The organism is Alishewanella sp. WH16-1 (assembly GCF_001441695.1).
Lineage (GTDB): Bacteria > Pseudomonadota > Gammaproteobacteria > Enterobacterales > Alteromonadaceae > Alishewanella > Alishewanella agri.
Genome location: NZ_LCWL01000145.1, coordinates 56,735 through 70,534 on the forward strand (window position 1 = coordinate 56,735; position 13,800 = coordinate 70,534).

Annotated in this window: 14 protein-coding genes; 4 read left to right on the forward strand and 10 right to left on the reverse strand. The window is 50.7% G+C overall.

What is annotated here, in order from left to right; translation table 11 throughout:
- The 3 genes from AAY72_RS15245 to AAY72_RS15255 are packed head-to-tail and all read right to left on the reverse strand — an operon-like array spanning nt 1 to nt 2,217.
- Nucleotides 1-993, reverse strand: a complete 993-nt coding sequence (locus AAY72_RS15245) for a heme A synthase (RefSeq protein WP_057788673.1) — start codon at nt 991-993, stop codon at nt 1-3.
- The gene (locus AAY72_RS15250; RefSeq protein ID WP_057788675.1) at nt 990-1,496 is read right to left on the reverse strand and encodes a hypothetical protein; all 507 of its coding nucleotides are present in this window, start codon (nt 1,494-1,496) and stop codon (nt 990-992) included. The genes AAY72_RS15245 and AAY72_RS15250 overlap by 4 nt, the downstream gene beginning before the upstream one ends.
- Nucleotides 1,483-2,217 carry an SURF1 family protein gene (locus AAY72_RS15255; RefSeq protein WP_057788677.1) on the reverse strand — a complete coding sequence of 245 codons (735 nt, stop codon included), beginning with the start codon at nt 2,215-2,217 and terminating at the stop codon, nt 1,483-1,485. The genes AAY72_RS15250 and AAY72_RS15255 overlap by 14 nt, the downstream gene beginning before the upstream one ends.
- 22 nt (nt 2,218-2,239) lie before the next feature.
- Between AAY72_RS15255 and AAY72_RS15260 the strand changes: the two genes are divergently transcribed.
- Nucleotides 2,240-2,449 (forward strand): DUF2909 domain-containing protein, encoded by a 210-nt coding sequence (locus AAY72_RS15260; RefSeq protein ID WP_008985157.1) that lies wholly within the window; start codon nt 2,240-2,242, stop codon nt 2,447-2,449.
- Nucleotides 2,450-2,454: 5 nt separating this feature from the next.
- On the opposite strand, the gene AAY72_RS15265 is transcribed toward AAY72_RS15260, so the two are convergent.
- From AAY72_RS15265 to lexA, 5 genes are all read right to left on the reverse strand, one after another.
- Nucleotides 2,455-3,333: a cytochrome c oxidase subunit 3 gene (locus tag AAY72_RS15265; RefSeq protein WP_008985156.1), complete on the reverse strand. Its 879-nt coding sequence runs from the start codon at nt 3,331-3,333 to the stop codon at nt 2,455-2,457.
- Nucleotide 3,334: 1 nt separating this feature from the next.
- Nucleotides 3,335-3,889 (reverse strand): cytochrome c oxidase assembly protein, encoded by a 555-nt coding sequence (locus tag AAY72_RS15270; RefSeq protein WP_008985155.1) that lies wholly within the window; start codon nt 3,887-3,889, stop codon nt 3,335-3,337.
- Between the two features lie 8 nt (nt 3,890-3,897).
- A complete protein-coding gene (gene ctaD / locus AAY72_RS15275) occupies nt 3,898-5,478 on the reverse strand; it encodes a cytochrome c oxidase subunit I (RefSeq protein WP_008985154.1) in 1,581 nt (526 codons plus the stop codon).
- A 3-nt stretch (nt 5,479-5,481) separates the two neighbouring features.
- Nucleotides 5,482-6,552 (reverse strand): cytochrome c oxidase subunit II, encoded by a 1,071-nt coding sequence (gene coxB, locus AAY72_RS15280; RefSeq protein WP_057788679.1) that lies wholly within the window; start codon nt 6,550-6,552, stop codon nt 5,482-5,484.
- A 518-nt stretch (nt 6,553-7,070) separates the two neighbouring features.
- A complete protein-coding gene (gene lexA / locus AAY72_RS15285) occupies nt 7,071-7,694 on the reverse strand; it encodes a transcriptional repressor LexA (protein ID WP_082629004.1) in 624 nt (207 codons plus the stop codon).
- Between the two features lie 135 nt (nt 7,695-7,829).
- Here lexA and plsB point away from each other — a divergent pair, with 135 nt between their 5' ends.
- On the forward strand, nt 7,830-10,265 hold the full coding sequence (gene plsB, locus AAY72_RS15290) for a glycerol-3-phosphate 1-O-acyltransferase PlsB (protein WP_057788681.1): 2,436 nt from the start codon (nt 7,830-7,832) through the stop codon (nt 10,263-10,265).
- Here the strand turns inward: plsB and tesB are convergent.
- Nucleotides 10,262-11,131: an acyl-CoA thioesterase II gene (gene tesB / locus AAY72_RS15295; protein WP_008985150.1), complete on the reverse strand. Its 870-nt coding sequence runs from the start codon at nt 11,129-11,131 to the stop codon at nt 10,262-10,264. The genes plsB and tesB overlap by 4 nt on opposite strands.
- 63 nt (nt 11,132-11,194) lie before the next feature.
- Between tesB and AAY72_RS15300 the strand changes: the two genes are divergently transcribed.
- Nucleotides 11,195-11,653, forward strand: coding sequence for an EVE domain-containing protein (locus AAY72_RS15300; protein WP_008985149.1), 459 nt, complete (start codon nt 11,195-11,197; stop codon nt 11,651-11,653).
- 33 nt (nt 11,654-11,686) lie between these two features.
- Entirely contained in the window at nt 11,687-11,929 is a 243-nt protein-coding gene (locus tag AAY72_RS15305) for a hypothetical protein (protein ID WP_008985148.1), read from the forward strand.
- Nucleotides 11,930-12,006: 77 nt separating this feature from the next.
- Here AAY72_RS15305 and AAY72_RS15310 read toward each other — a convergent pair whose 3' ends face one another.
- Entirely contained in the window at nt 12,007-13,743 is a 1,737-nt protein-coding gene (locus AAY72_RS15310; protein ID WP_057788683.1) for a DUF885 family protein, read from the reverse strand.
- Between the last annotated feature and the right edge of the window lie 57 nt (nt 13,744-13,800).

Here is a 13,800-nt window from a genome sequence, read left to right on the forward strand (position 1 = left end):
TTATGCCTCCTGCGGCTTGGGGTAAGCGATCTGGTAGCAAATTACCACCGACAGCATCAGTAAATTCGCACCAACAAAGTTATGTGCCACGGCATTTAGTAAAGGTAAGTGCAGCACGATATTGAGTAAACCCAGCGTCAGTTGTAATGCCAACACCGCTGCTAACGCCAGCGCCAAACGACGCATCAGTTGCTCTTGCGCCTGCCGGTAAAGCCGCCAGGCAAAGCTGGCCACTACCAGAGTGGTGACGATGGCACCCAAGCGGTGCAGCACATGGATCGTCGCCCGTGCATCCTGCGACATCACACCATATTCATAATCATCATGCCCCAGATGTAAATCAAAGGCTTCGGCGAAAGTCAGCCGGTTACTCCAACCCGCTTCACAAATCGGTAAATCAATACAGGCCAGGGCTGCATAATTGGCAGCGGTCCAACCGCCCAGAGCAATTTGTAAGGTGACGACCAATAAGCTGAGCAGTGCCAGCGGTAATAAGGGTTTTAAGCGCTGATCCTGACTGCGCCAGGCAGGCCTTTGCTGCAGCCAGTATAGCGCCAGCAAACTGAATAACGTAAAGCCAAACATTAGGTGTGCCAGCACCACGATCGGCAATAAGCCCATGGTCACGGTCCAGGCCCCCAACGTGGCCTGAAAGATCACAATTAACAATAAAGCGCTTGGTAACAAGCGGCCACTTTGTTGCCGCCGCCAGTGTATTACGGCCAGGGCTGCAATCAACAAACCCAGAGTACCGGCCAGATAACGGTGAATCATCTCATTCCAGGCTTTGGCATGCTCCAGCGGCCGCTCCGGAAAGCGCTCGGCGGCAATTTGCATTTTCTCCGGCTTATGCGGCACCTTCAGAAAACCATAGCAACCTGGCCAGTCCGGGCACCCTAAACCCGCATCGGTTAACCGGGTATAGGCTCCCAGAATAATCACCAGCATGGTCCAGACTAACGTCAGCGTGATTAATTTTTTTTGTAATGTCATACGCTGGTCCTATCGTAGTTCATCAGTTTCATTAAATCGGCACGGATCGCTTTAGCCGTATCGGCCATCTCGGCAGCCTGCTCCGGCAACGGGTAAGTCAGTAACGCCAGGCCACGCTGGTCAACCAGCACAATTTTTTGCTGCAAAGTTGTCAGGCTAGTTAACGGCTTCGGCTGGGTAAACATCGGATAATCCGCCAGGCTGGTCGCCCCCAGATAGACTGGCTGCACCTGAGTTTGTTTGCGTCCCAACCCGACATAAAGCTGCTTCACCGTATGCAATGCCTGCTGACAAGGCTGACTGCAGTCTTCAGCCACCACGACGATACGCCAGTGTTTTGGTACCTTGCTGGCATCGGGCAGTAAATACACTTCTTCAGTTAACCAGGCGCCGCGACTGGAAGAACCGGCATTAAACCAGCCAAACTCCAGCACCAGTTTCGCCAGCACTAACGGCAAGGCGCAACACAATACAAACAACAGCAGAAATTTATTCTTGTTCATTTTCATTCTCCCGGTGCCAACTGGCCGCCAGCGCGACCATTAATACGGCGACAGCTAAACCAAACCACTGTAAGGCGTAACCACGATGTTTTTGTGGCGGCATCACCACTGGCTGGTAATGTGGCATAAAATCAGAGGCTCGCTGCTGATACAGCACGGCCGGATACAGAGACAAGGGTAATTGTTGCTGCAGCAGAGCATAGTCAATTTGCTGCATCCGCATCGGGTAACTGCTGCCCTCCAGATTCTGGCCAAGCAATAAGGTGTTGGCCGGCTCACTGCGTACCAGGGCTTCAAGTTCAAGCTGCGCGGGGATCTGCGGCTCCGGCAACAGCTGGCGGCTGTCGCCGGCAGCCAGCCAGCCGAGGTTAACCAATACCAGTGTACTGTTGTCAGCAAACTGCATCGGTATTATCACATCATAGCCAACCCGGCCATTAAGGATTTGATTATCCAGCAACCAAATATAGGGTGGCAGCCAGTAAGCGGTATCCACCAGCATGGCGCCATCCAGTTGAGCGGCTCCCTGCGCCAACAGCTGATGACCACTGAGCGCACCCTGTTGCTGAATAGCAGCGATCTGCTGCAGTTGCAGCGTTTTTTCTGCAGCCCGCTGCCACTGCCAATGGGACAACTTGATCAAAATGGCAAAAGCGGTCAGAGTAATTAATAGCCAGACCCGATTAACCTTAAATAATTGACCGAACAACTTAAACTGCATCAGTCAGACTCCGGAGTACCTTATGCTTATTAAAATCATTATTTGCGCACTACTGCTCTTTATCGTCATTAACCTGGTCAGGGCGGGGGTGGCGATGCTGCGGCAGCAAGACAGCACCTTGCCCATGTCTCATTTTCTTGGTCGCCGTGTGTTGTACTCGGCGGTGATTTTGGTGCTGATTTTAGTGGCCATGGCGCTGGGCTTGATTACGCCCAACCCACGGCCTTACTAAAAGATTTAAAGCACATAAACAAACACAAACAGGCACAGCCAAACCACATCAACAAAGTGCCAGTACCAGGCACCCGCCTGAAACGCAAAGTGCTTTTCAGGCGTAAAGTGGCCTTTTAATACCCGTAGGAACACAAAGAACAAGATTAGCGCCCCCAGGGTCACGTGCAAACCGTGAAAACCCGTTAGCAGATAGAAGGTGTTGCCATAGAAACCCGAGTCAAGCCGCAGCCCCAGGTCACGGTAGGCATGCACATATTCGTAGCCTTGCAGGCACAGGAAGATCACGCCAAGCACTAAAGTCAGAAACAACATGCCTTTTAGCTGCCCGCGCTTGTTCTGTTCCAAACCCGTGTGAGCAAAGTGCAGAGTGACAGAGGAAATCAGCAGGATAGCGGTATTAATCGCCGGTAAGCCCCAAGCCGGCATCGCCTGGGTCTCAATACCACCCGGGGTTTTCACCAGTGGCCATACCGGTTCGAAATCCGGCCACAGGATGGCGAAAGTCATGGCATTATTACTGGCCCCGCCCAGCCATTCCATCGCGATCACCCGGCCATAAAACAGTGCGCCGAAAAACGCCATAAAGAACATCACTTCCGACACGATAAACCAGCTCATCCCCTGACGGAATGACCGGTCCATCTGACTGCTGTACAGACCCGACATCGATTCCTCAATGATGTTTCTGAACCAGCCGACTAACATAAAAACTAAAATGGCAAAGCCAGCCAGTAGTAACCAACCGCCAAAACCGCTTTGTTGCTTGCTCATATCAATAACGAGGTGACCCGCACCAAAAGCAATGCAAAACAGAGCAATGGCGCCGACAATCGGCCAGGGGCTTTGTGCCGGCACATAATATCTTTCGTACGTTTTACTCATCTTATTCCCCAAGATTTTCGGTAGCGGCGTTGCCCTGCCAATTCGCGGTCACATCGTACAGCGTATAGTTCAGCGTAATAGTGCTGAATTGGGCAGGCAGCGCCGGGTCAACGTAAAACTGCACTGGCATCAGCATATTACGGCCGGCTGCCAGTTGCTGCTGGGTAAAACAGAAACATTCAATCTTATGCAGGTACAGTGCGGCTTGCCCAGGCGATACTGAAGGTACCGCCTGGCCCACGATCATCTGCGCGGTCGGATTCTCAGCAAAATAATTCATCACATGAACTTCTCCCGGATGCACCGTCAGACGACGGATCTCCGGTTTAAAAATCCACGGCATATCCTTATTCGGCCGCGCCAGAAATTCGATAGTAATTTCACGGCTGGTATCAACACCATCAACCAGTGCCGTTGCCGGCACATTTGACGTTTTACCGTTGATCCCGGTTACCTCACAGAACACGTCATACAGTGGTACCAGCGCAAAGCCAAAACCGAACATCAGCGCCGTAACCAACAGTAATTTCGTTACCAGGGTCCGATGTAACTGCATAAGGCCTCCTATTTCACTTCCGGTGGCGTTTCAAAGGTGTGATAAGGTGCCGGCGATGGCACCTGCCACTCCAGACCTTCGGCACCTTCCCATACCTGAGCCGTCGCTTTCTCACCGCCACGGGCACATTTCACCAATACCCAGACGAAAATCAGTTGTGACAACCCGAACAGGAAGCCACCCACACTGATAAAGGCGTTAAAGTCAGCGAACTGCAGCGCATAATCCGGGATCCGTCTTGGCATACCAGCCAGACCGACAAAGTGCATCGGGAAGAACAGCAGATTGACCGAAATCAGTGAACACCAGAAATGTAATTGTCCGAGGCGCTCGTCATACATATGCCCGGTCCATTTCGGCAACCAGTAATAGGCCGCAGCGATAATCGAGAACACCGCGCCGGTTACCAGCACATAGTGGAAATGCGCCACCACAAAATAGGTGTCGTGATATTGGAAGTCTGCCGGTGTAATCGCCAGCATCAGACCGGAGAAACCACCGATGGTAAAGAGCACAATAAAAGCCAGCGCAAACATCATCGGCACTTCAAAGGTCATAGCACCGCGCCACATCGTTGCTACCCAGTTAAACACCTTCACCCCGGTCGGCACTGCGATCAGCATCGTACAGTACATAAAGAACAGGGTGGCAAATACCGGCATCCCGGTAGTGAACATATGGTGCGCCCATACCAGGAACGACAGAATGGCAATACTGGCGGTGGCATACACCATCGAAGCATAACCAAACAGAGGCTTGCGGGCAAAGGTAGGGATGATTGCTGAGACAATCCCAAAGGCCGGCAAAATCATAATGTAAACTTCAGGATGGCCGAAGAACCAGAAAATATGCTGGAACAGTACCGGGTCGCCACCACCGGCGGCATCGAAGAAACTGGTACCAAAATACTTGTCTGTCAGCACCATGGTAACGGCGCCAGCCAACACCGGCATCACCATAATTAGCAGGAAAGCGGTAATAAACCAGGTCCAGACAAACAGCGGCATCTTCATCCAGGTCATACCGGGTGCCCGCATATTCCAGATGGTTACGATCACGTTAATCGCGCCCATAATCGACGAAATACCCATGATATGCACTGAGAATACAAACAAGGCAGTGCTGTCGTTACTATAAGTTGTAGACAGTGGTGCATAGAAGGTCCAGCCGAAGTCCGGCCCGCCGCCTGGCATAAATAAACTCAGCAGCAGGATCAGGAAGGCAAAAGGCAGGATCCAGAAGCTCCAGTTATTCATCCGTGGCAATGCCATATCCGGCGCGCCAATCATCATCGGAATCATCCAGTTCGCCAGGCCGGTAAAGGCCGGCATCACAGCACCGAATACCATTATCAGACCATGTACTGTGGTCATCTGGTTAAAAAACTGTGGCTCGACGAACTGCATACCAGGTTGGAACAACTCTAAGCGGATCACCATCGCCATACTGCCGCCGATAAAGAACATCAGCAGTGCAAACACCAGATACATGGTACCGATGTCTTTATGGTTGGTAGTATACAGCCAGCGTTTTATACCGCTGGGTTTGTGGTCATGCTCGTGGTCATGATCATGTGTAATAGCTGACATTGGTTATTCTCCCTTGCCATGCTGTACGGCGTAGACATCGGCAGCTTGCACGGCATCCCCGGTGTTATTGTCAAAAGCGTTACGGGTGTAAGTAATAACCGCCGCCAACTCTTTTAAACTCAGCTGTTTGCCAAAAGCCTGCATTGCGGTACCAGCCTTGCCGTTGACGATGATTTCAATGTGCGCCTGGCGGTCATTCAAAATTAACTGACTGCCTTTCAGCGCCGGGAAGATACCGGGTAAGCCACCACCAGTCGGTTGATGGCAAGCGACACACCAACCTTGATAAACTTTTTCACCGGTTGCCATCAGCTCCGCCATATCCATATTCATCGCCAGCAATTCGCGCTCGGCCGCTTTTTCGGCAGCGATCCGGCTCTCTTCCTGTGCCACCCATGCCAGATAATCTTCGGGGGTCTTGGCAATCACCACCACTGGCATAAAGCCGTGGTCTTTACCGCACAACTCGGCACATTGCCCACGATAAATGCCCGGTTCATCGACCCGGGTCCAGGCTTCGTTAATAAAGCCAGGATTGGCATCTTTTTTTATGGCAAAGGCAGGTACCCACCAGGAGTGAATCACATCATCCGAGGTCATCAGAAAACGCACTTTTTTACCGGTTGGAATCACCAGCGGCCGGTCAACTTCCAGCAGGTAGTTTTCACCTTTCGCTAATTTGTTTGCGATTTGTTCGCGCGGGGTGGCCAGCAGTGAGAAATACTCCAGGTCATGTTCCAGGTATTTGTAATGCCACTTCCACTGCGAGCCAGTCACCAATACCGTGACATCTGCCGCAGAGGTATCCTCCATCGCTATCAGGGTTTTGGTGGCTGGAATAGCCATACCGATCAGGATGACTACCGGAATGGCAGTCCATAGAATTTCAACCTTAGTGCTCTCATGGAACTGAGCTGGCTGCACTCCCCTGGCTTTACGATGGCGAATGATGGACCAGAACATGATCCCAAACACCACAGCACCGATAACACAGCAAATCCAAAATATGGTCATATGCAGGTCGTAAACCTGCTGACTGATTTCAGTGGCGCCTTTGGTCATATTTAAAGGCATGGATTTTGATGCGTTTGCCGATGCGGCAAAAAGCAGGGTCGGCAGCGACCAAAGCAGACAACGCGCGTTTGTCACTGTACTTCTCCTCTGTCATTTGCAAAGCAAATTGCAGAAACTAAGTACACAGAACTACACGGTTTTTTTACTACCCACCCAACCGAATCTATGTGCTATACCCTTCTTCCTTGAAGATACGGGGGTGTTAGCTGCCTTCACTTACCCCAGTCACATAGGGCTACTATGTTCTTAGGGATGCATTCAGTTGCCGCCTACCCGCATCGTCAATGCTATTGGGTAAATAAGTTTCGCAATTTTATTCTTGTTATTGTTTTTTGGGTTGATTTCGAGGCTAGCGCTGAAATCAGTAGTGGCACACCTGTTGTTATTTTTTCACCAGCTACCGTCTAAGAATTGTCCAGGAATTGAATTATGTAAACCCCTAAAATGCAAAAGCACCGATAAAACCAAATGGTCATACCAGTGCTTTGGGGAAAATAACTTATTGAGAACAGGTGGAATTATAACCAGCTGCCGTTACGGATCACGCCAACTGCCAGGCCTTCCACGGCGAAATGCTGCTGCCGTAAATCGACTTTTATCACCTGAAAATCCGGATTTTCCGGTAACAACAATACTTGATGGCCATCGCGCTGAAAACGTTTCACGGTGACTTCGTCATCAACGCGGGCCACGATCACTTGCCCAGGCAGCGCCTGATGTGTTTTATGTACGGCCAGTAAATCACCATCCAGAATGCCGATATCCTGCATACTCATCCCTTGCACCCGTAGCAGGAAATCCGCATGCGGCTTAAACAGGTTTGCATCAATCTGATAGTGATCCTGTACATGTTCTGCCGCTAAAATCGGCTGACCAGCAGCGACCTTACCGATTAAGGGTAATCCCAACTGTTCCGGTGCAGTGTCATCTTCAATCAGCCGGATCCCTCTGGACGTACCGGGCAACATCGCAATCACGCCTTTTTTTGCCAACGCTTTTAAATGCTCTTCGGCGGCATTCGCCGATTTAAAACCCAGACGCACAGCAATCTCAGCGCGGGTTGGCGGCATCCCGGTTTCACTTTGATAATCTTTAATCAGTTGCAGAATTTCTGCCTGACGTGGCGTTAATGGTCTAATCATGCTGGCTACCCATACAGTATTTACTGTGAGTATATACAGTCTTTTTCAGCTTGCCAAGTTTTCTGCCGCAGCAAAATTTGCCTCACCGATCAGCTATGCTATTCTTAGCGCCCATTTTTTCAGGTCAGTAAGGTTATGTTGTCAGGCTTGTCGCTGTTTACCAAACTGTTAAGTTGGCCGATCCGGCTACTGGTAAAGTTTAAAATCGTACCGGATAATCCAATCCATGAGCTGCAGATCTGCACTGACCGGCCATTATTCTATATTTGCCATACTGAGTCCGCCTCTGATCTGGCGACACTGCGCCGGGTTTGCCGCGTCCTGGACTTACCTGACCCATTAAGCCGGGTCAAGCTGGATGAGCAATCACTGCCACGCACGCTGTTTCTGGAACAGCCGCATCAATTGATTGGCGGTCGAGGCAAAACCCGGGCATTACAACAAGGCCAGCAGCTGTTGGCCGCTCATCTGGCTAATCCAAAGTTGCAGGCGCAGTTAATACCCGCAGCCATCCTCTGGGGTCGGGCGCCGGGCAAAGAAAACAGTATAAAATGGTTGCTTGGCGAAGCTCATGCCCCGAACTGGCTGGCAAAGCTGTTAATCGTACTGATTTCTGGCCGCCATACTCTGGTACGGTTAAGTAAGCCGGTCGACCTGCAGCAAATGGCGGCGCAGTTTGGTGCCGAACAGGAGATTGCCCGCAAATTGCTGCGCATGTCGCGGATCCATTTTTACCGGCAGCGGTTGGCCGCAACGGGTCCGAAACTGATCGCCAGAGCGCAGTTATTCAATGCCCTGCTGGCGTCACCGGCGTTAAAGCAAGCCATTGCCGACGAGGCCAGTAGTAAAAAAATCAGCTATCAGGCAGCGCAACAGGAAGCACGTAAACTGTTGCAGGAAATCGCTGCCGACTATCGCACCTCGACTCTACGCTTTGGCGACCGTATTCTCAGCTGGCTGTGGCAGAAATTGTATTACGGCATTAAGGTTACCAATGCCGACAAGTTACGCGATCTGGCGCAGAAAGGTCACGAAATCGTGTATGTACCCTGCCATCGCAGCCATATGGATTATCTGCTGTTAAGCTACATTATCTACCACCAGGGTCTGGTACCACCGCATATCGCCGCCGGTATTAACCTGAACTTCTGGCCCGCCGGGACCATTTTTCGCCGCGGGGGTGCCTTTTTTATCCGCCGCAGCTTTAGCGGTAATAAGCTTTATTCGGCGGTGTTTCGCGAATACCTCAGCCTGTTGTTTATAAAAGGCTACGCCGTGAAATACTACACTGAGGGCGGTCGTAGCCGCACCGGTCGGTTGTTACAGCCAAAAACCGGCATGCTGGCGATGACTGTGCAGTCGATGCTGCGCGGTATTGACCGCCCCGTCACCCTGGTACCGGTGTATCTGGGCTATGAGCACGTCATGGAGGTGAATACTTACCTCAGTGAATTGCAGGGCTCGGGTAAGCAGAAAGAGTCAGTGCTTGGCGTGCTGAAGGCCATTCGCAATTTGCGGGATTATGGTTATGGCTATGTCAATTTTGGTGAACCGATTTCGCTGAACCATTATCTGAATCAACAGGCACCGGACTGGAAAACCGAAATTAACCCGTTAGAAGCGCCAAAACCGCAATGGCTAAATCCGGTGGTCGCTAAACTGTCAGATCAGATTATGCGTCATATTAACCAGGCGGCGGCGTTAAACAGCATTAACCTGATTGCATTGTGCTTATTAGCCAGTGACGAGCAAAGTTTGACACGGCAGGAGTTAGAGCGGCAACTCGAAGTCTATTTGAACTTACAGCGTATGGTGCCATATCACGCGAATGTCAGTTTGCCAGAGCAAACGCCAGCCCAAATGATTGCCCATGCCGCCAAGATGCAGAAAATTCAGTTAGCCACAGACAGTTTTGGTGAACTGGTGAGCCTGAGCCCGCAACATGCGGTGCAGATGAGTTATTACCGTAATAACATTTTGCATCTGTTTATCATCCCGGCGCTGTTAGCCTCAGCCGTGCTACGGCAGCAGGAACAATCACAACAACAGCTACTGGCGATGGTTGAACAGCTTTATGGTTTACTGCGTCATGAACTGTTTTTATATGTGCCATCAATTAGCAACTACAGCAAACAACTGTTACAACAGTTAGTGCAGGCTGGAATGTTACAGCAGCAGGAGCAACGCTTTCTGGTGCCGCCGCAACATAGCCGTGAGTACTTTATGCTGGACCTGCTGGCACATAATGCCGAACACACCTTGCAACGCTATGCCATGGTATTTAACCTGCTGCACGCGCATGGACCACTGCAGCGCAGTGAGCTGGAGCAGCAAAGCCAACAACTTGCACAGCGGTTGCTGACTTTGCATGGCATTAACGCACCGGAATATTACGACAAGAATCTGTTTGCCACCCTGAGCCAGGCGTTAAAACTGGAAGGTTACAGCCAACCGGACCAGGACAACCGGGTCAGAGCCACACCCGAGTTGTCGAAACTGGCGACCAGCGTCAATCTGCTACTGCGTAATGAAGTGCTACAGAGTATCTACAGCATTATGCCCCGCGACTAGCCGCCTTCATGGTACTCGCGAATCACACCTTGCTGAATGGTAGTCGCAACCAGTTTACCATCACGGGTAAAAAACTGGCCCTGCACCAAACCCCGGCCGCCTGAGGCTGCCGGGCTATCGACCGCGTAAAGTAACCAATCGTCAAAGCGGAAATCGTGATGAAACCACATCGCATGGTCGATAGTCGCAACTTGCATATTTTTCGCCATAAAAGAACGGCCGTGCGGCTGCAGCGCCGTCGGCAAAAAATTAAAATCAGAGGCATAGGCGAGCAGATATTTATGCACCCGATGATCGTCCGGCATATTGCCGTTAGCTTTAAACCAAACATAGCGCTTAGGCGCACTGACCGCCGGTGAGAAAGGATTTTGAAAATCCACCGGCCGCATTTCGATCGGCTTTTCACAGATAAATTTACTGCGGAGTTTTTCCGGGATCTGCGCCGCATGCTGCTGATAAAAATCTAAATCGGACACCAGCTCATCCGGGCCTGGTACCTGTGGCATCGGTAACTGATGCTCAAAGCCCTGCTCTTCAATCTGAAACGAGGCTGTCATGTAAAAAATCGGCTTACCATACTGAATCGCACTAACCCGGCGGGTACTAAAACTTTTGCCATCGCGGATGTCTTCTACTTCATAGACAATTGGCTTACTAGCATCCCCAGGCCGTAAAAAATAAGAGTGAAAGGAGTGTAATTTACGCTCTTCCGGCAAGGTTTCTTTTGCCGCCGACAATGCCTGCCCCATCACCTGGCCCCCAAATACGGCTTTAAAGCCCAGATCCTGACTTTGTCCCCGATACAAACCCAGCTCGATAGTCTCTAATTTTAATAAAGATAATAAATTCGCCAGTACCTGACTCATAAGCTAGCCTGTTTAGTCACCCGAAGAACTGTTATTCTGCCGTAAATGATGGAGTCTGGCAAAATGAACTATTGGTTATTTAAAACTGAACCCAGCGAGTGCAGTATTGATGATTTTGCGCGTAATCCGCAACAACCGATAGTGTGGGAGGGGGTGCGCAATTATCAGGCGCGCAATTACTTGCGGGACGGCGTTGCGCTGGGGGATCAGGTACTGATTTATCATTCCAGTTGCAAACATCTTGGTGTTGCAGGTATTGTTAAAGTGGTACGAGCAGCTTATGCTGATCCCAGTCAATTTGACAGCCGTAGTGTGTATTACGATGCCAAGGCAACAGTAGCTCAGCCGACTTGGGTGGCAGTAGATTTGGTTTACGTTAGTAAACTATCTCACCTGATAACACTGGACAAAATAAAAAGCTCCGCTAAGATGGCAGAGTTGCCGCTTGTACAAAAAGGCAGCAGATTATCGGTAATGCCAGTGACGGCTCAACAGTGGTGCGACTTACTGGCCTTACAGTAGTTCGCCGTGATCCCTTTGGTTTCGGAGCCAAAAATGCTAGCAATCCAAGTAGAAGAAAGGCGCCAGACGGACAAGGACCTTAATTATTTTTGGAATCAGCTCAATTTAGCGCAGAAGTTTTCTGCCGCAGAGTTGCAACGCTACGGATATCAGTTGCGATTTGTCAGAAATATGACCAGTGGTAAACTGGCAGTGTTAGATTACGATGGCAAGTTGGCGGCGATTGACCACGATGGTCTGATTGATACCGAGCCTAAGATAGTCCTCAGACACTGATTGTGACAGCCACAGCCGTTGTGGACTTTCTGGTTTGGAGCGACATAACGCCGGCAAATGCCGGCGTTATGCTTTGGTTAATTTGCTTGTGCCTGTTTGATATACTGCTGCACCTGCTGCTCCAGTACTGCCAGTGGTACACTGCCATTACCCAGCACCACATTGTGGAAAGCCCGCACATCGAACCTGTCTCCCAGCTGCTGCTCAGCTTCCTGCCGTAAGCGGCGAATCGTCAATTCACCCAGCTTGTAGGACAAAGCTTGCGCTGGCCAACTAATATAACGGTCAATTTCAGTTTGCACATTATGCATCGACAAGGCGGTATTCTCCGCTAAAAAGTCGATGGCCTGCTGCCGACTCCACCCCAGACTATGCATGCCAGTATCTACGACCAGACGGGCCGCGCGCCACATCTCATAAGTCAGACGACCGAAATTACTGTAAGGGTCCTGATAGAAACCCATCTCTAAGCCCAGGTATTCCGCATATAGGCCCCAACCCTCACCAAAAGCAGAGGTATAAAAAGTGCGTCGGTAATCAGGCAAATCGCCCTGCTCACGAGCCAGTGAGATTTGTAAATGATGACCAGGTACCGCCTCATGCAGCGTCAAGGCTTCCATTTCATATAAAGGACGCCGATTTAACGCATAGGTGTTGACCCAATAATAACCAGCCTGATCGTCCCGGGCGGCGCCAGAATAACGGCCCGTCGTATATTTCGGGGCTATCTCAGCCGGGACTTCGGTCACGCCATAAGGGGTGCGGGGCAGCAAATTGAAGAACCGCCGCAGTTGAGCATCAGCCCGCTTCGACAACCATGCCGCGTAACGCAGTAATTCATCGGCTGATTGCGGATAGAAACGCGGGTCCTCACGCAAAAAACGCACAAAATCCGCAAAGCTACCTTCAAAACCCAGACTATCGATCACCTGCTGCATCTCAGCACGGATCCGTTTTACCTCAGTCAAGCCGATGTCATGCACCTGCTGCGGTGTCAGCTTTAAGGTGGTGTAATGCTCCAGGCGGTTTTGGTAAAACGCGGCACCATCTGGCAAATTGCTGGCGGCTATATCCTGTCGGGCCCCGGGCAAATATTGCTGCACCATAAAATCATAAAACGCCTGATAAGCCGGATTGACCGCCTGTGTAATCAACTCAGCAGCTTGCTGACGGAACGACTGCCACTGCTGCTCGGTGATCGCATCAGACTTTCGTAACAGTGGTTGAAAAAAAACACTTTGTTCCGGGGTGGCAATATAAGACACGATACTTTGCTCGAAACCTTCCAGCACAATACGTGGCTGAGTGATCCCTTTTGCCAGCCCCTCGCGCATCAGCGCAATTTGTTGCTCCATGTACTGCGGCACAGCAGCCAAACGCTGTAAATACTGTTGATAATCCTCTGCCTGACGCAAATTGTTGCGCTGAAAACTAAAAGCGAGCGAAGTATGAAAGCCTGACTCAGAGGTCAACGGCATTAAATGACCATTAAAACGATATTGATCGATTTCATCAGCCAGCCGATAGCTGAGAATCGCATGATTAATCTTGTCTTGTTCATTCAGCGTTGTCAGATCAATCGCCAGTAATTGTTGTTGTAACGCCAATCGTTGTTGCTGTCGGGCGGCCAGGGCCGGCGCTGACATATCCGTCAGGGTGCCTGCGGCCGGAGTTCTCAGTGCAGTCTCGGCTTGCCAGATCTGAGACGCGAGTTCACTGAATGTTGGGGGCGTCGGCGCGGTTGATTGGCTGGCACAGCCTGCCAGCAGTAATACTGCCGCGAGCATGCTAAGTGGCTTTTGCAGTTTTTGCATCAGGGTTTCCTTAGTTATTTTTATCGATTGTACCTTTAACCATCCTAAGATACAGGT

What these genes read in the sequence shown, in the direction of transcription:
- lexA (WP_082629004.1), bottom strand. Translation starts at nt 7,694, where the DNA reads ATGATTAGACCATTAACGCCACGTCAGGCAGAAATTCTGCAACTGATT.
- AAY72_RS15260 (WP_008985157.1), top strand. Translation starts at nt 2,240, where the DNA reads ATGCTTATTAAAATCATTATTTGCGCACTACTGCTCTTTATCGTCATT.
- AAY72_RS15265 (WP_008985156.1), bottom strand. Translation starts at nt 3,333, where the DNA reads ATGAGTAAAACGTACGAAAGATATTATGTGCCGGCACAAAGCCCCTGG.
- plsB (WP_057788681.1), top strand. Translation starts at nt 7,830, where the DNA reads ATGTTGTCAGGCTTGTCGCTGTTTACCAAACTGTTAAGTTGGCCGATC.
- AAY72_RS15250 (WP_057788675.1), bottom strand. Translation starts at nt 1,496, where the DNA reads ATGAACAAGAATAAATTTCTGCTGTTGTTTGTATTGTGTTGCGCCTTG.
- AAY72_RS15270 (WP_008985155.1), bottom strand. Translation starts at nt 3,889, where the DNA reads ATGCAGTTACATCGGACCCTGGTAACGAAATTACTGTTGGTTACGGCG.
- ctaD (WP_008985154.1), bottom strand. Translation starts at nt 5,478, where the DNA reads ATGTCAGCTATTACACATGATCATGACCACGAGCATGACCACAAACCC.
- AAY72_RS15305 (WP_008985148.1), top strand. Translation starts at nt 11,687, where the DNA reads ATGCTAGCAATCCAAGTAGAAGAAAGGCGCCAGACGGACAAGGACCTT.
- coxB (WP_057788679.1), bottom strand. Translation starts at nt 6,552, where the DNA reads ATGCCTTTAAATATGACCAAAGGCGCCACTGAAATCAGTCAGCAGGTT.
- AAY72_RS15300 (WP_008985149.1), top strand. Translation starts at nt 11,195, where the DNA reads ATGAACTATTGGTTATTTAAAACTGAACCCAGCGAGTGCAGTATTGAT.
- AAY72_RS15255 (WP_057788677.1), bottom strand. Translation starts at nt 2,217, where the DNA reads ATGCAGTTTAAGTTGTTCGGTCAATTATTTAAGGTTAATCGGGTCTGG.
- AAY72_RS15245 (WP_057788673.1), bottom strand. Translation starts at nt 993, where the DNA reads ATGACATTACAAAAAAAATTAATCACGCTGACGTTAGTCTGGACCATG.
- AAY72_RS15310 (WP_057788683.1), bottom strand. Translation starts at nt 13,743, where the DNA reads ATGCAAAAACTGCAAAAGCCACTTAGCATGCTCGCGGCAGTATTACTG.
- tesB (WP_008985150.1), bottom strand. Translation starts at nt 11,131, where the DNA reads ATGAGTCAGGTACTGGCGAATTTATTATCTTTATTAAAATTAGAGACT.